The sequence below is a fragment of the Cupriavidus sp. GW823-FHT07A04 genome (genome assembly GCF_058794615.1).
On the sequence record NZ_JBXAHA010000009.1, the window covers coordinates 324,335 to 342,367 of the forward strand.

Annotated in this window: 17 protein-coding genes and 1 tRNA gene; 7 read left to right on the forward strand and 11 right to left on the reverse strand. The window is 65.8% G+C overall.

Going from position 1 to position 18,033, the window contains the following annotated elements; genetic code table 11:
* Window positions 1–75 precede the first annotated feature (75 nt).
* From AC1Q7Q_RS18085 to AC1Q7Q_RS18095, 3 genes are read right to left on the reverse strand one after another with little or no spacing between them, the layout of a single operon-like run.
* Window positions 76–2,493: a penicillin acylase family protein gene (locus AC1Q7Q_RS18085; RefSeq protein WP_492376257.1), complete on the reverse strand. Its 2,418-nt coding sequence runs from the start codon at window positions 2,491–2,493 to the stop codon at window positions 76–78.
* Complete coding sequence (locus AC1Q7Q_RS18090) at window positions 2,475–3,671, reverse strand: SDR family oxidoreductase (RefSeq protein WP_492376258.1); 1,197 nt, start codon at window positions 3,669–3,671, stop codon at window positions 2,475–2,477. The genes AC1Q7Q_RS18085 and AC1Q7Q_RS18090 overlap by 19 nt, the downstream gene beginning before the upstream one ends.
* Window positions 3,672–3,681: 10 nt before the next feature.
* Window positions 3,682–4,434 carry a MipA/OmpV family protein gene (locus AC1Q7Q_RS18095; RefSeq protein ID WP_492376259.1) on the reverse strand — a complete coding sequence of 251 codons (753 nt, stop codon included), beginning with the start codon at window positions 4,432–4,434 and terminating at the stop codon, window positions 3,682–3,684.
* 237 nt (window positions 4,435–4,671) lie between these two features.
* Here AC1Q7Q_RS18095 and AC1Q7Q_RS18100 point away from each other — a divergent pair, with 237 nt between their 5' ends.
* Both AC1Q7Q_RS18100 and AC1Q7Q_RS18105 read left to right on the forward strand, forming a co-directional pair.
* Window positions 4,672–5,406 (forward strand): response regulator, encoded by a 735-nt coding sequence (locus AC1Q7Q_RS18100; protein ID WP_150983133.1) that lies wholly within the window; start codon window positions 4,672–4,674, stop codon window positions 5,404–5,406.
* A complete protein-coding gene (locus tag AC1Q7Q_RS18105) occupies window positions 5,407–6,735 on the forward strand; it encodes an ATP-binding protein (RefSeq protein WP_492376260.1) in 1,329 nt (442 codons plus the stop codon).
* Between the two features lie 200 nt (window positions 6,736–6,935).
* On the opposite strand, the gene AC1Q7Q_RS18110 is transcribed toward AC1Q7Q_RS18105, so the two are convergent.
* A tRNA-Met gene (locus AC1Q7Q_RS18110) sits at window positions 6,936–7,011 on the reverse strand.
* Between the two features lie 129 nt (window positions 7,012–7,140).
* Here AC1Q7Q_RS18110 and AC1Q7Q_RS18115 point away from each other — a divergent pair.
* Window positions 7,141–7,338: a cold-shock protein gene (locus AC1Q7Q_RS18115; RefSeq protein ID WP_006158572.1), complete on the forward strand. Its 198-nt coding sequence runs from the start codon at window positions 7,141–7,143 to the stop codon at window positions 7,336–7,338.
* 34 nt (window positions 7,339–7,372) lie between these two features.
* Window positions 7,373–7,585, forward strand: a complete 213-nt coding sequence (rpsU, locus tag AC1Q7Q_RS18120) for a 30S ribosomal protein S21 (protein WP_006158571.1) — start codon at window positions 7,373–7,375, stop codon at window positions 7,583–7,585.
* A gap of 391 nt (window positions 7,586–7,976) precedes the next feature.
* On the opposite strand, the gene AC1Q7Q_RS18125 is transcribed toward rpsU, so the two are convergent.
* Together AC1Q7Q_RS18125 and AC1Q7Q_RS18130 are read right to left on the reverse strand one after the other, a co-directional pair.
* Complete coding sequence (locus AC1Q7Q_RS18125; RefSeq protein ID WP_174425066.1) at window positions 7,977–8,594, reverse strand: LysE family translocator; 618 nt, start codon at window positions 8,592–8,594, stop codon at window positions 7,977–7,979.
* Window positions 8,595–8,691: 97 nt separating this feature from the next.
* On the reverse strand, window positions 8,692–9,225 hold the full coding sequence (locus AC1Q7Q_RS18130) for a PaaI family thioesterase (RefSeq protein WP_174425065.1): 534 nt from the start codon (window positions 9,223–9,225) through the stop codon (window positions 8,692–8,694).
* Between the two features lie 202 nt (window positions 9,226–9,427).
* Between AC1Q7Q_RS18130 and nodI the strand changes: the two genes are divergently transcribed.
* The 3 genes from nodI (at window position 9,428) to AC1Q7Q_RS18145 (ending at window position 11,769) form a co-directional block, all read left to right on the forward strand.
* Window positions 9,428–10,339, forward strand: coding sequence for a nodulation factor ABC transporter ATP-binding protein NodI (gene nodI, locus AC1Q7Q_RS18135; protein WP_492376261.1), 912 nt, complete (start codon window positions 9,428–9,430; stop codon window positions 10,337–10,339).
* A gap of 24 nt (window positions 10,340–10,363) precedes the next feature.
* The gene (locus tag AC1Q7Q_RS18140) at window positions 10,364–11,224 is read left to right on the forward strand and encodes an ABC transporter permease (RefSeq protein ID WP_492376262.1); all 861 of its coding nucleotides are present in this window, start codon (window positions 10,364–10,366) and stop codon (window positions 11,222–11,224) included.
* Between the two features lie 314 nt (window positions 11,225–11,538).
* Complete coding sequence (locus AC1Q7Q_RS18145; RefSeq protein ID WP_174425061.1) at window positions 11,539–11,769, forward strand: hypothetical protein; 231 nt, start codon at window positions 11,539–11,541, stop codon at window positions 11,767–11,769.
* A 29-nt stretch (window positions 11,770–11,798) separates the two neighbouring features.
* Here the strand turns inward: AC1Q7Q_RS18145 and AC1Q7Q_RS18150 are convergent, their stop codons facing one another.
* From AC1Q7Q_RS18150 to folC, 5 genes are all read right to left on the reverse strand, one after another.
* Entirely contained in the window at window positions 11,799–13,007 is a 1,209-nt protein-coding gene (locus AC1Q7Q_RS18150; protein ID WP_492376263.1) for an O-succinylhomoserine sulfhydrylase, read from the reverse strand.
* A gap of 424 nt (window positions 13,008–13,431) precedes the next feature.
* Window positions 13,432–14,967, reverse strand: a complete 1,536-nt coding sequence (gene purF, locus AC1Q7Q_RS18155) for an amidophosphoribosyltransferase (protein ID WP_492376264.1) — start codon at window positions 14,965–14,967, stop codon at window positions 13,432–13,434.
* Between the two features lie 98 nt (window positions 14,968–15,065).
* A complete protein-coding gene (locus AC1Q7Q_RS18160) occupies window positions 15,066–15,563 on the reverse strand; it encodes a CvpA family protein (RefSeq protein WP_183034345.1) in 498 nt (165 codons plus the stop codon).
* A gap of 78 nt (window positions 15,564–15,641) precedes the next feature.
* Complete coding sequence (locus AC1Q7Q_RS18165) at window positions 15,642–16,385, reverse strand: SPOR domain-containing protein (protein ID WP_150983122.1); 744 nt, start codon at window positions 16,383–16,385, stop codon at window positions 15,642–15,644.
* Between the two features lie 110 nt (window positions 16,386–16,495).
* A complete protein-coding gene (folC, locus tag AC1Q7Q_RS18170; protein WP_492376265.1) occupies window positions 16,496–17,806 on the reverse strand; it encodes a bifunctional tetrahydrofolate synthase/dihydrofolate synthase in 1,311 nt (436 codons plus the stop codon).
* Window positions 17,807–18,033 lie beyond the last annotated feature (227 nt).

An 18,033-nucleotide genomic window follows, 5' to 3' on the forward strand; every position in this document is an offset into this window, starting at 1 on the left:
GCCGGCGGCAAGTACCGCCAGCATCACGTTCGCGCCAGTGCCAGGCCGGCAAGCGTGCCACGGCCAGGGGCCCCTTCATTGCGCGATCTGCCTCTCGCTGAAACCAGGGTCGGCGTTAATCTGCGCGTCGGTAAATGGCAAGGCAATCCAGCGCTTGTCGGAAAAGCGCTCGGTCTGGTCGGCTGCATGCGGCGACGTCGGATCCGACGACTGCGAATAGGCAAGGAACGCTTCGGCATGCGGCCCCGCAACGCTGAACGACACCACTTGCAGGTAACTGGTGCCATGCACGACCTCGCGCTTGCCATCGGGCAGGTCCCGGGTTTCCATCATGTTGTAGACACCCAGCGCATCGGCGCCACCATGGATGGGAACCCTGCGCGTGCCGCGCTGTGCGCCCTGCACCTCGCCCCAGGTGATACCGGGCCGCATGCCAGTGCTATCCACCGCATGCACCGCGTCGGCCAGCGCCCGCCGCAGCTGCCCCGCGACGCCGGCATCGCCCAGCTTCAGGCCGCGCGGCGTGCGGGCCGGATCGCGCGCATCGAACGGCACGCCCCAGACCGAGGGGTGCGTGCTGATGGCGGCGAAGAATTTCTCGAAGTAGAGATAGCCGATGTTGCTGCTCAGCTCGGCCTTTCGGTCCCATTGCGCCAGGCGTTCGCAGGCGGCCCCCAGCCTGACCGGCACGCCATCGCGCGTCAGCGCTACCGGCGTGGCGCGACACAACGTGAGCACGTCATCCATCACCTGCTCCGCGAAGTACACGCGATTGCTGAGCGCCATGGCCTTGAACTGCGCCAGCGACATGTGGCGCCCCGGCAGGCCATCGCTGCCAGCGAGCCGGGCTTCCAGCTGCGCGATGCCAATGCGCGTACGCCCGCCTTGCGGATAGCCGGACTGGCTCACCAGTGGCGAGTACCCGGTGATCGGCGCGGCCGGCTGGGTCAGCCAGGCGCTGTCGTTCGCGTTCTGCACGTAGTCGTGGCGCTCGATGGCCGGCAGATGCGCGGCGTCAACGATGCCGCGTTGCGGGGTGTCTGGATAATCGCCCCAATGGCACAACTGCGTGCCGCGCAGCACAAACCTGCCTGCCGCCGTGCCTCGCCCGCATTGGGCAAGCTGAGCCTCGCTGACATTCGGCACCGGCGTTGCCGCCATGAACAATGCCGTGCCGCCGCTGTCCACCGCGATGGTGTTGTTCCACGGATTGCCCAGGACACGCTCGACCGACTCCCTGAGCTGTCGCAGCGAACGCGCACTGTTCATCGCATGCCACTGGGCCAGCATCCGGTGATTCTCGGTATTGGCATCGCGCAAGGCGTAGGCCTTGGCCGTGGTCCAGCCGTAACCTGGCACGATGTCCGGCAGCGCCAGCACCATGCCGAAATCGCTTAAGTAGAACGTGTGCGACTCTTGCGCGATGGTACCGTCGGCGCGGCGCACGTCGATCGTCACCAGCTGGCGCCGCATCGGCCGGTAGGCGCCGCCCACGCGGTAGCGCGTGGGATCGGCCGGATCGAGCTCCAGCTCGAACAAGGTTTCATGCGCGGAGGACGTCGTGGTGTGGGTCCAGGCAAACTCGCGCGTGAAGCCGATGCCAACCAGCGGGATGCCCGGCAGCGTGGCGCCCATCACATCCATGCGGCCCGGCAGCGTGAGATGCAGCTGCACCATGCGCGTAATGCCTTGCCAGGGAAAGTGGGGATTGCCCAGCAGCATGCCCTGGCCATTCTCGGTAGCATCGCGGCCCAGGGCCACGCCGTTGCTGCCGGTCCGATAGGCGCTCGCGCGCCCTGCCACCGCCGCTTGCGCGAGCGCCACCCGCGCACGGCGCGCCGGCTCGGGCGCTGCATCGGCGCGCGGCGGCTCGGCAGCCACCAACCCTGGGGCGAAAGCCACCGCGCCGTCCAGCGAGGTGTAGAAGCGCATCAGGCGCAACAGGTCGCGCTCGGTGATATCCCGCACCCACGGCGCGTTGCGGCAGGCCTGAGGCAACGCCAGCCGGCCGGCTTCCTTCAGGAAGCGGTTGTAGCCCGCCGCATAGCCCTTGAGCAGTTGGCGCACTTCGGGCGGCTGCGCGCGCCACGCGTCGTCAAGCGCGCTGGCCTGGTTGAGCTGCGCGTAGAAAAAATCGGAGCCGCGGTTGTCGAAGAGCCGGTCCGGGTCAGCCATTGCGCTGCCGCCCAGGTAGCGCGCGCGCTCGCCCGCCACTGTCAGGAACTGGTCGGCCAGCACGCACACGCTATCCTCCGCCTGCGCATAGCCCACGCCGAAGCCCAGGCCCGCTTCATCGTTGGCCATCACATGCGGCACACCGTAGCTCGTGCGGCGAATCTGCGCGCGGTAGCGCTCGCCCTGTGCCTGCCCGCCCTCGTCCCCGCCGCAGGCGGCCAGCACGGCACAGAGCCCGCCGGCCAGCACCATGCCTCGGCCGATGTCGACGCAAGCGGCCACGGCGGAGCGCATGCCCGTCATGACTTGAAATCCCAACTCATCTGCTCGAGGATGCCAACGCCGCGCGACGTGCGCATGCATTCGCTGACATAGTCCGTGATCGACAAGGGCTCGAAATCGATCTCCTCCCGGATGCGCCCGTTATCGAAGACATAGCCAAGCTCGGCAAAGCCCGAGTACAGCCGCAGTGCGCGCTCGATCAGGCGCCGGTTGCTGTTGCGCTCCTTGCGTGCCACGTCACTCGCCAGCGCAGGCAGCTCGCTGGCAGGGCACCTGCGATAAGCTGGCTCGCCATCGCTCGAGACCGCCTCGTCCATGGCGGCAATCACCTGCGCGATGGTGGGCGCGCGCGCGCCGGCCGAGAGATGGTAGGCATCGAAGGCTAGTTCGGGCTTCACCGCGAGCCGCAGCAGCGCCCGCGCGCAGTCGTCCACCGCGATCACGTCGATGCGGGTAAGCGGGCCCGCGGTATAGCGGCGCGACTGATGGATGATACGGAAGAGCCAGAAGATGCTGGCCGAGGGCTGCGTGCCCAGCACGGTATGCCCCACCACGATGGAGGGACGCGCCACCACGAGCGGCAGGTCGGGGAAGCTGTGGCGCAGCAGCACCTCCACCTCCTGCTTGCTGCGCGTGTAAGGCACCAGGTGGCCGAGATCACTGGTGCCGCCATGGCCGGCATCCCGCTCGGCAATCCTCGGCCCGCGCTGCGTGCCGCAAGCCATCGCGGTGCCGACATGAATGAAGCGCTGCAAGGCTGCGCTGCCCGCGAAGTGCGAGGCAAAGCGCAACGTATCTTGCACGTTGATGCGCGTGACCTGCGCATCGGCGGAGAACGAGGCCATCGCGGCGCAGTTGATCACATGGGTGACGCCAGCTAGGCGCGCCTGCGCAGCAGGCGAAAAATCGCTGTCCAGCGCGCCAAGCAATACGTTGTCCTCGGTGAGCCAGTCCACCCGGCTGCGCAACAGGCCGCACTGGATGGCGTTCTCGCGCAGGCGAGCCAGTGCATCTGCGGCATCCACGCCGCGCACCAGGCAGAGCAAGCGCCGGGCCAGGCCGGCGTTGATGGCGGCCACCATCACATTGCCGCCGATAAAGCCGGTGGCGCCGGTCAGCAGCAGGGAGTCGACGCCGGGCAGGCGTGTGTCGCAGGCACGCGCACGGGCGGCGAGATCCTGCGCGGGCAGGCTGGCGTGCCAATCCCACATCATGGCGTTCTCCTCAGAACGTATAGTTGATCGAGCTCATGCCGAAGTACGACTGCTTGCTCTGCACGATCGGGCTTTTCGCTGCATCCCCCAGCAGGCGTGTCGCAGCAACCAGGGTGCGCACCGACCATTCCTTGGAGAGGGTGTAGTTCCACGCGAGCGACAGCGTCGCGGCATCGAATCCGGCCTTTGGGGCGTACGCGCTGAAGGCACTGTTGGCGGCCTGCGCATCGGTCACGCCGAACAGGGTCTGCATGTAGCGGCCCGAGCCGTAATGCACGCTCGGACCGAGCGTCACCATGTGCGCGCCCGACTGGATCACCGGCACGACCAGGTCAATGTGCCCGCTCAGCCCGCGTTCGCGATGCGTCAGCGGCGCGTCCAGCGTCACGCTCAATGTGGTGTCGCCGTACACGCGCGCGCCAAGCTGAAACGCGCCCATCAGCGAGCCGCGAATATCGCCCATGCCCTTCAGGTGATCGGAGCCAGGCAGGTCCGCGCGGTTCTTGTCGGTACGGCCCAGCGCGTAGCCGAGCGAGGCGGTGGCAAACATGCCGTTGCCGAACTTGTAGGTATAGCCAGCGCCTTGCAGCATATCGATGAAGGCACCGTTGCCGAAGTCGGCGCGCAGTATTGGTGCGCCGACAGCCCGGTAGTCGCGGCTTCCCGCATAGCGCGGTGCGGCGCCGGCGGCCAGGCCAACGGAATAGGTTCTTTCCGCATGCGCTGCCGGGCACAGGCTCGCCAGCGCGGCCACGAGAAGCACGCCTTTGCACGCTGCCGGCAACCTTGCCACACCCCCCTGATTTCTTGTTTGCTCTTGCACAGATGCTCCGCCTTGATGTCGAAGCACGCAGATTAGGGATGGCGCGCCGGGCTGTCTGTCCTGAAATCGCGCGAAATCTTGTTCAATTGTGCAAATTTGTCTTGAAGCGTCTCCGGCACCCAAACCAAGTCGTTCGCCGGATAGAATCGGCACTTTTCTGCCCCGGGGAGCCCTGTCATGAGCGATACCATGGCCAAGTACAAGGTATTACTGGTCGAGGACGATGATCGCCTCGCGCAGCTTGTCAGCGAATATCTGGGCAACTACGAATTCGTGGTGGAGGTGGTGCGGCGCGGCGATATCGCGGTGGCCGCCGTCCAGGCCCTGCGGCCGGCACTGGTCATCCTCGACCTGATGCTGCCGCATATGGATGGCATGGAGGTGTGCCGCGGCATTCGCGCTTTCTCGCGTGTGCCCGTGCTGATCCTGACCGCGCGCGTCGATACGTATGACCAGGTGGCGGGGCTGGAGATCGGCGCCGACGACTATGTGGTCAAGCCCATCGAGCCGAGGCTGCTGGTGGCGCGCGCCCGCGCCCTGCTACGGCGAGCCGCCGCAGAGCGGGTTGCCGAGACCGCCACGCCGGCGCAACGGGACCATGAACTGGTATTCGGCGCGCTGGTGATCTCGCCGCCGAACCGGCAGGTGACATGGCGCGGACAGGAGGTGGACCTGAAAACCACCGAGTTCAACCTGCTGCTGATCCTGGCGCGCGCCGCCGGCACCGTGCTGAGCCGCGACGACATCCTCAAGGCATTGCGCGGCATCGAGTTCGATGGCATCGACCGCACCGTCGACTCCGGCATCTCGCGGCTGCGCCGCCGCTTCGAGGATGCCTCGCCCGAGCCGCACAAGATCAAGACCATCTGGGGCCGCGGCTACCTGTTCAGCCCGTCGGCATGGGAGGAATGAATGGTCCGCTCGCTACTCAAGCTCTATCTGCTGGTGATCCTGGCCGCGGCCGGGGCAGTGACCGTCATCAACAACACGTTTATCCCGCTGTTCCATGAGCATTTCACCGAGACCGAACGGGAAAGCCGCAAGGGTTATGCCTTTACGCTCTCCCAATTCCTCGGGCCGCAACGGGGCCCCGAGCGCGAAGCCGCGCTTGCCATCCTGCAAAAGCACTCGCGCGAGATGTTTGACCTGGTCGACGCCGCCAGCCTGACGCATCTCGATGCGCAGCAGCGCAGCGACCTAGCCGCCGGCAAGCTGGTGCTGAGCCAGGACGCCCAGAACTACTACCTGCCGCTGCGCGATGGCCAGATCCTGCACGCGTACAGCGTGGAAGATGACCACACCAACATCTCGGTGCTGGCCTACGGCTTGATCGCCCTCGCCACCTTGCTGTCGATCATCGCCTGGGTGTGGTACCACTGGCGCGACCTGGACAAGCTGCAGCAGGCGGCAAGGGATTTCGGCAACGGCAAGCTGTCGACCCGGGCCAACCTGCCCCGGCGCTCCAACATCTCCGCACTCGCCAGGCAATTCAATGAGATGGCCGAACAGATCGAAGCCTCGATCGTGCACCAGCGCGAAATGATGCACGGCATCTCGCACGAGCTGAAGACGCCCATCGCGCGGCTGGAGTTCGGCATCGCGCTGCTGCAGTCGGCCGGCACCGGCGAAGCGGAGCAGGCACGCCAGGTGCTGCGGCTGGAAGACCTGCGCCGCGACGTGCGCGAGCTCGACGAGCTGGTCACCGAGCTGCTGACGCTAGGCCAGCTCGAGCAAGGCGCGGCGCCGATGATGCTGATGCGCGTATCAGTGAGTGAGCTGATCGACAGTGTCGCGGCCAGCGTGGCCGACGAGGTGGCGGATAACAAGCTCACGCTGTCGGCCTACGCCAGCGGCCCGGCGCCCCATCACGTCTGCGATCCGCGGCTGGTGGCGCGGGCGCTGCTCAACCTCTGCCGCAACGCCACCCGCTACGCGCGCAGCGCCATCCACTTGCACGCCGAGACCGACGCGGCAGGCGCCTTGACCCTGACGGTGGAGGACGATGGCCCCGGCATTGCGCCGGAGGAGCGCGCCCGCATTTTCGAGCCCTTCCACAGGCCCGATTCCAGCCGCAACCGTCATACCGGGGGGTTCGGCCTGGGGCTGGCCATTGTGCGGCGCATCGCGCTGCTGCATGGCGGCCAGGTCAGGCTGGACAGCAGCAGCGCGGGCGGCGCGCGCTTTGTGATCAGCTTGCCAGCCATGGACGAGCCCGCCACGCCCGGCAAGCCGGCGAGTTGAGGAGCCGCCCCCCATGAAATGGTCGACGATTGTTACCGTACTGCTCGCGTGGATGGGCGCCTGCGCCGCCGCCGGCTGGCTGGCGATGGCGTTTTCCGGCCTGACGGCGCAGTCGTAACGCGGTAGTGACGGAATCTGCCCGCGCAACAAAACAAAAAGCCTGCCGGGACTCCGGGCAGGCTTTTTAGTAGAATACGGTCTGGTTGCGGGGGCAGGACTTGAACCTGCGACCTTCGGGTTATGAGCCCGACGAGCTGCCAACTGCTCCACCCCGCGTCAGAGGGGCGTACTATACGCCACCCTGACGGATTTGCATAGCTTTTCCGGCACGCTTTCTTGACAGCGTTTACGTAAACGTGTAAAAGCAAGTGGGCGCATTCTTTGCGCTCAAAAAAGGATTTTTCCATGGAAACTGGTACCGTCAAGTTCTTCAACGCCCAGAAGGGTTTTGGCTTCATCACCCCGGACGCTGGTGGCAAGGACTTGTTCGTCCACATCTCTCAGGTTCGCGGGGGTGCTCCGCTGCAAGATAACCAGCGAGTGCAATACCAGTCGCAACAGGGCAAGAAGGGTCCTGAAGCGGCCAATGTTTCCCCCGTTTGAACCCGCCGCTTTGCGGCAAAGCTAAAGGACAGAATTGACTAAGATCGTCTTGAAACCAGGTGAGCCCGTTGAAGTTGCAATGCGGCGTTTCCGTCGGGCCATCCTCCAGACCGGCCTGATCGTTGAACTCAAGAGCCGTACCGCTTACGAGAAGCCCACGACCGAGCGCAAGCGCAAGAAGAAAGCCGCGGAATCGCGCCTTCGCAAACGCCTGCGCATGCAGATGTTGCCGAAGAAGATGTACTGATTCGGCACAGCAAGCGGCGAGCGCGCTTCGACGCGTTTCTGCCGCAGGCCGCATAAATCCGCCAGTCATTGCCTGGCGGATTTTTCTTGTTTTAGCGGCGCCGTCGGATGTCCGGCCCTTCGTGGCCTGACAACCGCCGACCGGCCCTGATACCGCCCTGCCCATCGCTCCAATCGGATCGAGCGCGGCCGGCGCTATGCTTGCGTTCGCCCTTTGCGTGCGACACGGCCAGCACTTTTACTCCCCTCTTCGCTTTTTAATGGTTCCAGACGCACGTATGTGCTACTGCCGCGTTGCCTCGCGTTAATGCTACGGCACTTGCCGCTGCGACTGGCAACAAACAGGCCGCACTATGCATGGCGGCCCGCTTGGTCGGCAACGCCCCCCCGCGTCAGCTGCGCGCCGCAATCAGCGCGCCCGCACCAATCAACGTGATGCCGCCCGCGCGCTGTACATTGGCCTGGGCGCGCTGGGTAGTGAGGCGCTTGGCCAGCGCACGCGCCAGCAGCGCGTAGACAGCCGCGTTGGCGGTCGCCATCACCACGAAGGTGGGAATCAGCACCACGGCCTGCGGCCAGAAGGCCAGGCGCGCGTCAAGGAACTGCGGCACGAAGGCCACGAAGAACACGATGCTCTTGGGATTCAGCGCGGTGACCAGCCATGCCTTGGCAAAGCGCTGGCGGCTGCTCCCGGACTGTGCCGTGACCGCCATGGCGCCGGCACGCGAGGCGCCGCGCAAGGCCTGGATGCCCAGGTAGACAAGATAAGCCGCACCGGCCCACTTCAATGCCGTGAACAAGGCCGCCGAGGTGGCCAGCACTGCGCCGAGGCCGGCCATCGACAGCGTGAACGCGGTCAGGTCGCCCGCAGCAACGCCAGCCACGGTGGCATAGGCGGAGCGGCCACGATGGGCAAGCGCATCGCCAATCACCAGCAGGATGGTCGGGCCGGGAATGATCAGTACGACGATGCTTGTCAACACAAAGGCCAGCCAGTGCTCGAAGGACATTGCAACTCCAGGTTTCGTTGATTGGGCACCCTGCGGGTGACGCATCAGTATAAGCAACGTGGCTTGCCGGTGACAGTGGCGCCGGCCCTGCCACGTCTCAGCCAGCCGGCATCGGAAAAACCAGGCAGGTGGTAGTGGCGTAAGCGTAGAGCTTGCCCTGCGTGTCGACGATGCGGCCCTCGGCAATCCCGATCTGCGTGGTCAGGCTGATGACCTTGCCCTCCGCGCGAATCGGACCGGTCTTGGCGGTCAGCGGGCGCACGTAGTTCACCTTCAGCTCCAGGGTGGTGTAGCCCTTGCCGGCCGGCAGCATGGTATGGACAGCGCAACCCACGCAGGAATCGAGCAAGGTCGCGGCATAGCCACCGTGCACGCTGCCGATCGGGTTGTAATGCTGGGGGCCAGGTGTGCCCTGGAAGACGAAGCGTCCCGCTTCGAACTCCACCGGGAAGAAGTCCATCAGTTGCGCAATCGGCGCACCCGGCAGCTTGCCGGCCAGCATGTCCTCGAAGAACTGCAGCCCGGCACGTTCGCTCAACTGCGCGAGCGTTGCCACACCCGGTCCTCCCAGCCTGGCGCGCGCCAGTCGTTCCGCCTCCTGCCACTGTGCCAGGGTGTCTTGCGCACTCATCTGCTTTGTCTCCATGATCCGCTCTGATCTGTTTTTGTGTCCCGTGCACGCAGCCACTTTTTCCGGCAGGCGCGCCCCGGCGCGAACCAGCAAGATAACCGCATCCACGAATTCTTGCTGCAGCGCGCCACAGAGCATCCGCGCAGCTGCCTGCATAATGATGGATATTGCGCCCGCGGCGCGCCCAACTCCCGCTCCTGCCTTGACTGCCATTCTTGAACTACGCAATGTAAGCAAGCAATACGGCGACACCGTCGTGGTCGACGATCTCAGCCTGAGCGTGCAGCGCGGCCAGTGCTTCGGCCTGCTGGGCCCGAACGGCGCCGGCAAGACCACCACGCTGCGCTTGCTGCTGGGACTGACCACGCCGGCGTCCGGCACGCTCACGCTGTGCGGCGAGCCGATTCCACAACGTGCGCCGCAGGCCCGCATGCGGGTGGGCGTGGTGCCGCAGTTCGATAACCTCGATCCCGATTTCACCGTGGTGGAGAACCTGCGCATCTTTGGCCGTTACTTCGGCCTGGAGCGCGCCGTGATCGAGGCGCGCGTGCCGGCGCTGCTGGAATTCGCGCGACTGGAGAGCCGTGCCAAGGCGCAGGTAAGAGACCTGTCGGGCGGCATGCGCCGGCGGCTGACGGTGGCGCGCGCCTTGATCAACGACCCCGACCTGCTGGTGATGGACGAGCCCACCACGGGGCTGGACCCGCAGGCGCGCCACCTGATCTGGGAGCGCCTGAAGTCGCTGTTGGCCAACGGCAAGACCATCCTGCTGACCACGCACTTCATGGAAGAAGCCGAGCGCCTGTGCAACTACCTGTGCGTGATCGACAGCGGCCGCAAGATTGCCGAAGGCAAGCCGCATGAACTGATCGACAGCCAGATCGGCTGCGACGTGGTGGAAGTGTATGGCGACAACCTGGCGCCCCTGCGCGGCGAGCTGCACCCGCTTGCGACGCGCACAGAGATGAGCGGTGAGACGCTGTTTTGCTACGTCAAGGAGCCCGCGCCATTGCTGGCGGCGCTGCACGGCCGCAGTGGCGTGCGTTACCTGCACCGCCCCGCCAACCTGGAAGACGTCTTCCTCAAGCTGACCGGCCGCGAGATGCGGGACTGAGGCCAGACTGACAACGGAATGAACATGAGCGAACAAGACCCCCGCCCCGCCGTCGCGCCGGCCGCCGCCACCGCGGCGCGCCCTGGCGCCGCGCCGCGGCAGCATTACCCGCAGCCGCTGCTGCCGATGAACATGCGCAACTGGACCATGGTCTGGTACCGCAACTTCATGGTGTGGAAAAAGCTGGCGATTCCCTCGATGATCGGCAACCTGGCCGATCCGATGATTTACCTGTTCGGGCTTGGCCTCGGGCTCGGCCTGCTGGTGGGACAGGTCAACGGCGTGTCCTACATCGCCTTTCTCGCGGCTGGCACCACGGCGTCCAGCGTGATGATGTCGGCGAGCTTCGAGTCGATGTATTCCGCCTTCTCGCGCATGCATGTACAGCGCACCTGGGAAGCCATCATGCATGCGCCGCTGACGCTCGGCGACGTGGTGCTGGGCGAGATCATGTGGGCCGCGAGCAAGGCGGTGCTGTCGGGCATGGCCATCATGCTGGTGGCCGGCGTGCTGGGTTATGCGCAGTTGCCGGGCGCGCTGCTGGCGCTGCCCGTGATCGTGCTGGCGGGCATCGCGTTTGCCAGCCTGGCCATGATCGTCACGGCGCTGGCGCCCAGCTACGACTTCTTCATGTTCTACCAGACGCTGGTGATGACGCCGATGCTGCTGCTCTCCGGCGTGTTCTTCCCGCTGGAGCAATTGCCCGCAGGCGCGCAGGCCGCCACGCAGGTGCTGCCGCTGGCGCATGCCGTGGCGTTGATCCGCCCCATCATGCTGGGGCGCCCGGTCGACAACCTGGCGCTGCACCTGATCGTGCTCGGTGCCTACGCAGCCGTGGCGCTGGTCGTGGCGCTGATGCTGCTGCGCCGGCGCTTGCTGCGCTGAGGTTGCGGTAGAGGGAAGGGACTGCCGCGAGCGCCCGCGCCGGACATTGCCCCTGGCGCGGGACGTCTCCTTGGCGCTCAACGTGGGCGGCGGGGCTGGATCCGGTGGTGGCGCTGGCGGGCGAATAGCGGTAGCGAGCGGCCCGGGGGAGAGTATGATGCCGGGCACGGCGCAAGGTGTCCGGTGTCCCTGGAAACCTGAGGCCGGCCGCCCACATCACCTCCACCGTCCCGCAAGCGCGAGCAGTGTCCATGCCATTTCCAATGTACGTCCGCGTCGCGCCAGCGAAGAAAGAGCCGCAGGAGAGCCGCGTCATGCGCGCTGCTGCAACGTTGGCCGCTTTGAGCCTGTGCGGCGCAATGGCCGCTTGCAGCGTGGTTGGCGCCACTGTGGCAGTGGGCAGTGCTGCGGTCTCTACCGTGGCCACGGTTGGCTCCGCGGCAGTGAGCGTGGGATCGACCGTGGTCGAGACGACCTACGACGTGACCAAGGCCGGGGTCAAGGCCGTGGCCGGCAGCGGCGACGACGCCGTGCCGGCGCACTGAGCGCTCGGGCGCCTTGGCGCCCTGACGCTTCAGCCCTGCAGGCCGCGCAGCAAGTCCGCCTTCAGGTCTGCTACCGATTCGAGGCCGACAGCCAGGCGGATCAGCCCTTCGCCGATGCCCGCGGCCGCCTTGGCTTGCGGGCTGACGCGTCCATGCGTGGTCGTGTAGGGATGGGTCACGGTGGTGCGCGTATCGCCCAGGTTGCCGGTGATCGAGCACACGCGCGTGTTGTCGATCACGCGCCAGGCATTGGCGCGCTGCTGCTCCGGGGTATCCCCCTTGAGTTCGAACGACACGATGGCGCCGCCGCCGCCGCTTTGCTGGCGCTGGGCCACCTCGTACTGCGGGTGGGACTTCAGCGCCGGGTGATATACGCGCGCGACCGCCGGATGCGACTCCAGGAACTCGGCCAGTGCCAGCGCGCTCTGGCTGTGGCGCTCCATGCGGATCGCCAGCGTTTCCATGCCCTTGAGCAGCACCCAGGCGTTGAATGCCGACAGCGTCGGCCCGGCCGTGCGCACGAAGGGGAACACCTTGCCCATGATGAAATCGTGCGAGCCCAGCACCGCGCCGCCCAGCACGCGGCCCTGCCCGTCGATATGCTTGGTGGCCGAGTGGACCACGATATCGGCGCCGAATTTCATCGGCTGCTGCAACGCCGGCGAACAGAAGCAGTTATCCACCACCAGCAGCGCGCCAGCGTTGTGGGCAATGTCCGCCACCGCGGCGATGTCGGCCACTTCGGTGAGGGGGTTGGACGGCGTTTCCAGGAAGAACAGCTTGGTGTTCGGCTTGACCGCCGCGCGCCAGGCCGCCAGGTCGGTGCCATCGACAAAGGTGGTTTCCACGCCGAATTTGGCGAAGATGTTGGAGAACAGCGTCATGGTGGAGCCGAAGATGGCGCGCGAGCTGACCAGGTGATCGCCCGCTTGCATCGCAGACATCACGATCGACATGATCGCGCTCATCCCGGATGCGGTTGCCATGCACGCCTCGGCGCCTTCCAGCGCCGCCAGGCGGCTCTGGAACATCGCTACCGTGGGGTTGGTGAAGCGCGAGTAGGTGAAGCCCGACTCCGAATTGGCGAAGCGCTCCGCGGCCTCGGCAGCGCTGTTGAAGCAGAAGCTGGAGGTCAGGTACATCGCCTCCGAGTGCTCCATGAACTCGCTGCGCATGGTGCCGGCACGCACGCCAAGCGTATCGATGCCAAGGGAGTCGAGGGGAAGCGGTTCGTTCATGATGGGGAGGCGGTGGTACCCGCGCGGTTATCCGTGTAAGTGGTGGTAGCCTGGCTGCCCCGGCTGCGCGCCGGCGGCAGCAATAAAAAAGCCCGTGCGATCTTTGGCCGGGGGCCGAATCGACGGGCTGCTTGTGTTCGTTGGGATAGGCCCCGCGCTGCGGCGGGAATCCAGCTTGCCAATGTGCCTGTGGTGGGCACAACCGGGAAGCCGGCGTTCCGCTTTAGCTGTTTCGGGCATTTCCCTGTGACGGGCAATTTCCTGTTCCGCGAGCAATGATCAACACCAACGATCAACCTATCGCTCCGGCAGTACCCGCGTCCGCAAGCTGACAATCAAATCGACGCCCGGCAATGTTACGGCCGGGCCTCGCTTCTCGTCAACTCCACGCCGGTCATCACGGCGATTGCGGGCGTGCGCCGTCTTACTCGTTGCCGCCGGAGCGTTGCAAGTGCAGTTGCGAGCGCTCGCTATCGCCAAGGCCACCGGTGCCATCGCGATCGGCCTGGCTGCGCGCGGTTTCCAGGCGCTCCAGGTAGGCTTCGTCGATATCACCTGTGACGTAACGGCCATCGAAACACGAGGCATCGAAGTCGTTCAGCTTGGGGTTGATGTCACGCACGGCCTGCTTCATGGCTTCGACGTCCTGGTAAACCAGCTTGTCGGCGCCGATGATGCGGGCGATTTCTTCATCCGTGCGGCCATAGGCAACCAGCTCGCTGCGGGTGGGCATATCAATGCCGTACACGTTGGGGAACTTCACCGGCGGCGCAGCCGAGGCAAAGATCACCTTGTTGGCGCCGGCTTCGCGCGCCATCTGCACGATCTCGAAAGACGTGGTGCCGCGCACGATGGAATCGTCCACGATCAGCACGTTCTTGCCCTTGAACTCCACGCCCATGGCGTTGAGCTTCTGGCGCACCGACTTCTTGCGCACCGCCTGGCCGGGCATGATGAAGGTGCGGCCGATATAACGGTTCTTGAAGAAGCCCTCGCGGTAGTTCACGCCCAGCTTGTTGGCCACCTGCATCGCGGCCGGACGGCTGGAGTCGGGAATCGGCATCACCACGTCGATGTCACCCGCGGAGACTTCGCGGCGGATCTTCTCGGCCAGGTAGTCGCCCATGCGCAGGCGCGCGTCGTAGACGGGCACGCCATCGATGCACGAATCCGGGCGGGCCAGGTAGACGTACTCGAAGATGCACGGCGTAAGCACGGGATTATCCGCGCACTGCTGGGTGTAGAGCTTGCCGTCGAGGTCGATGAAGATAGCCTCGCCAGGCTCCACATCGCGCTCGAGCTTGTAGCCGATGCCTTCGAGCGCCACCGACTCCGACGCCACCATCCACTCCTTGCCGGTCGGCGTTTCCACGCTGCCCAGGCACAACGGACGGATGCCAAACGGATCGCGCACGGCCAGCATGCCGTAGCCAGCGATCTGCGCGGCGATGGCGTACGAGCCACGCACGCGGCGGTGCATGCCGGCCACGGCCTTGAAGATCGTGGGCGGATCCAGCGCCAGGCCGCTGCTGGCACGCTGCAGCTCGTCGGCCAGCACGTTGAGCAGCACTTCGGTGTCGGAGTGCGTGTTGATGTGGCGGCGGTCGCGGCTGAACAGCTCCTCGTGCAACTGTTTCCAGTTGGTCAGGTTGCCGTTGTGGGCCAGGATCACGCCGTAGGGCGCATTGACGTAGAACGGTTGGGCTTCTTCCTCGCTCGAGGCCGAACCGGCGGTGGGGTAACGCACCTGGCCGATGCCGGCGGCACCCGGCAGGCCGCGCATATTGCGCGTGCGAAACACGTCGCGCACCAGGCCGTTGGCCTTGTGCATGTGGAAGGTGCTGCCGTTTGCGGTAGCGATGCCGGCTGCATCCTGTCCGCGGTGTTGCAACAGCAGCAGGCTGTCGTAAATCAATTGGTTAACGGGCGTGGATGAAACCACACCGACGATACCGCACATGCCAAGCTCCCAGGAAAGGCGTTTGAATCAGGGGGCGGCCCCGCCCTTCAGGGAGGAGCCCGCGTACTACCAGCCGGGCGGGTCTGCCCGGCCTCATGTCATGTCTTGACGTATTTGGCGACTTCGGGAGGCAGCCAGGGCCGCAGCGACTCCATCGCCTGCATCACGTAGGGCCGGGACAGCGCATCGCGCCAGAATGCTTCCTCAGGCAGCTTGGTGAACCCGGCCACGGTCACCACGAACATCACCACCAGCGCGCCGCGCAGCAGCCCGAACACCAGCCCGAGGCCACGGTCGGCGGGCTTGAGCCCGGTGCTCTCCAGCAACTGGCCCAGCACCGTGCCGGCCAGTGCCGCGGCGATCACGGTACCGATGAAGACCACCGCGAAGCCCAGCGCGCTGCGCGCCAGCTGCCCACCGGGCACCGATTCGGGGATCCAGCCTGCCGCGGTGCCGGCGAAGTGGTAGGCCACCAGGAACGCCACCACCCAGCCGATCAGCGATAGCACTTCCCGCACCAGCCCGCGCAGCACGCCGATCAGGCCCGAGGCGATAAGGATGAAAACAACGCTGTAATCGAAAAAAGTCGGCTGCATGCGTAATACGGTGTCCCGGTGCGGCGGCTGGGTAATGAGGATAGTGGGGCTCATGGGGCAACCAGCCCGCGCCGGGCTTTACTGTTCGATCACCTTGGCGGTCAGGCCCGCGGCGCGCACCCGCTTCTCGGCGGCGTCAGCCGCGTCGCGATCCGAAAAAGGACCGGCACGCAGCAGCACACGCTCGCCGTCGGCCAACACCTTCTTCTCGATATAGGCGGGCACCTTGCCCGCCTTGAGCTTGCTCAGCCAGAGCTTGGCCTTCTCCTCCGAGGAGAACGCGCCGATCAGCACCAGGAACTTGCCGCTGCCCGGCTTGGCTGCGGGGGTGGCCGGCTTGTCGGCGATTTTCTCGGCAGGCGCTGCCGCGGTCGCTGCGACGGTAGCCGCAGCGGCCGGCTTGGCCGCTGCCGAATCGGCAACCAGTTCCTCGCCGGCATCGAGCGCCTGGCTATCGAGCTTGGATTGCGGCGCGGGCGGCAACGGATCCGCCTTGCGGGCATCAGGCTTCACCTTGCCCGCGGCGCCCCCCGGGCCACCATCGATCTTGACCGCGATATTGTCGACGACCGGCCTTGGCTGGGTCTCGAAGACGATCGGCAGCACGATGACGGCAGCCGCCATCAGCACCACCGCGCCGATCAGGCGCCGGCGCGCCCGCTGCTTTTGCGGAAACTCGGGGTCGAGCGTGTCGTCCGCGTACTCCTCGGCCAGGCGCCGCGACGACGCGATGCCTGCCCCCGGGTCCGAACGCGAGCGGCGCCCACGCTCCGGTGCCGGGGCGTTGCCCTTGCGGGAAGAAAACAGCGAAAGCAGGCCCATAGATTGGTTCGGTGCGACGGCCGTAAAACCGGCCGTTGAAATTGTCGCTCAGATTGCGCGGCGATTTGCCCCGGTGTTAGCCCCGGAAAACTGCCCGGCGGCCGCGCGACTCAATTTGCCCGGGTGGCGCGATATGCCATCACGCCCGCCACGGTGTAGAACGATCCGAAGACCAGAATTCTATCATCCTCGGTCGCTCTGCCGAGGGCATCCCGGTAAGCCGCCTCCGGGCTGGCAAAGCAGGCTGCCGTGGCATCTGGCCCCGGATGGAAACCGCCCTCTTCCAGCTTCTCCAGCAGGTCCGCCGCGCTGGCCGCGCGCGCCGTCGGCAGATCAGCCAGGCACCAGTGGTCGACCCTGTCGGCCAGATGCCGCAGCACGCCGGCGATGTCCTTGTCCTCCATCGCGCCGAACACCGCGTAGGTGTAGCGGAAGAAGCCCATGTTGTCGAGGTTCTGGCCAAGCGTGGCAGCCGCATGCGGGTTATGCGCCACATCCAGGATCACCGTCGGGCGCCCCGGCATGACCTGGAAGCGCCCCGGCAACTCCACGAAGGCCAAGCCGTTGCGCACTTCCTGTGCACTCACCGGCAGCCGCGGGCGCATCGCCTGCAGCGCCGCCAGCGCAGCCGAAGCGTTGAGCAACTGGTTGGCGCCGCGCAACGCGGGATAGCCCAGCCCGTTGAGCTTGCGCTCGCGGCTACTCCAGTCCCACTGCTGACGCTCCTGGCCCTTGGAGGCCTGCTGATGGAAGTCCCGGCCCACCAGCCAGAGATCCGCGCCGATCGCCACGGCATGGTCGATCACCGACTGCGGCGGCACCGGATCCGCCACGATGGCCGGCACGCCCGGACGGAAGATCCCCGCCTTCTCGTAGCCGATCTTCTCGCGCGTATCGCCCAGGTAATTTGTGTGGTCGATATCCACGCTGGTCACGATGGCGCAATCGGTATCGATCACGTTCACCGCATCCAGCCGGCCGCCCAGCCCCACCTCCAGGATCATGGCATCCAAACCCGCCGCGGCGAACGCATGGATGATGGCCAGCGTGGTGAACTCGAAATACGTCAGGCTCACCGGATCCGCAAAGCTCGTGCGCGCCCGCTCCACCGCCTCGAAATGCGGCAACAGCTGCGCGTCGGTGGCGAACTCGCCATTGATGCGCGCACGCTCGTTGAACGCCATCAGGTGCGGCGACGTATGGCAACCCACCTTGTAGCCCGCCTCAAGCAGGATGCGCTCCAGCATGGCGCAGGTGGACCCCTTGCCGTTGGTGCCGCCGACGGTGAACACCACCGCATCGATGCGCAGCCCCAGGGCCTCCTTGACGCGGGTGATGCGCGCCAGGCCCATGTCGATGCCGACCGGGTGGGCGGATTCGAGATGGGTTAGCCATTCGGGGAGGGAGGGGAAGATAGGCATGGTGGGGAGACGGCGTTAATCGGGGGAGTGGCTTATTGGAGCCGGTTTTGGGGTAAGTGGTTCTTTTGCGGGCGGATTGGCTGAGTTTGGATTTGCGTAGGGGTGATGTTGGGGCGTGTTGGGGTAAGTCAAAGGTCTAACGTCAAAGGCAACTTCAACTGCAGTTTCACCACCCCTGCGGGGCGGCGACCTACTTTCTTGTCTTGCCAAGAAAGTAGGCAAAGAAG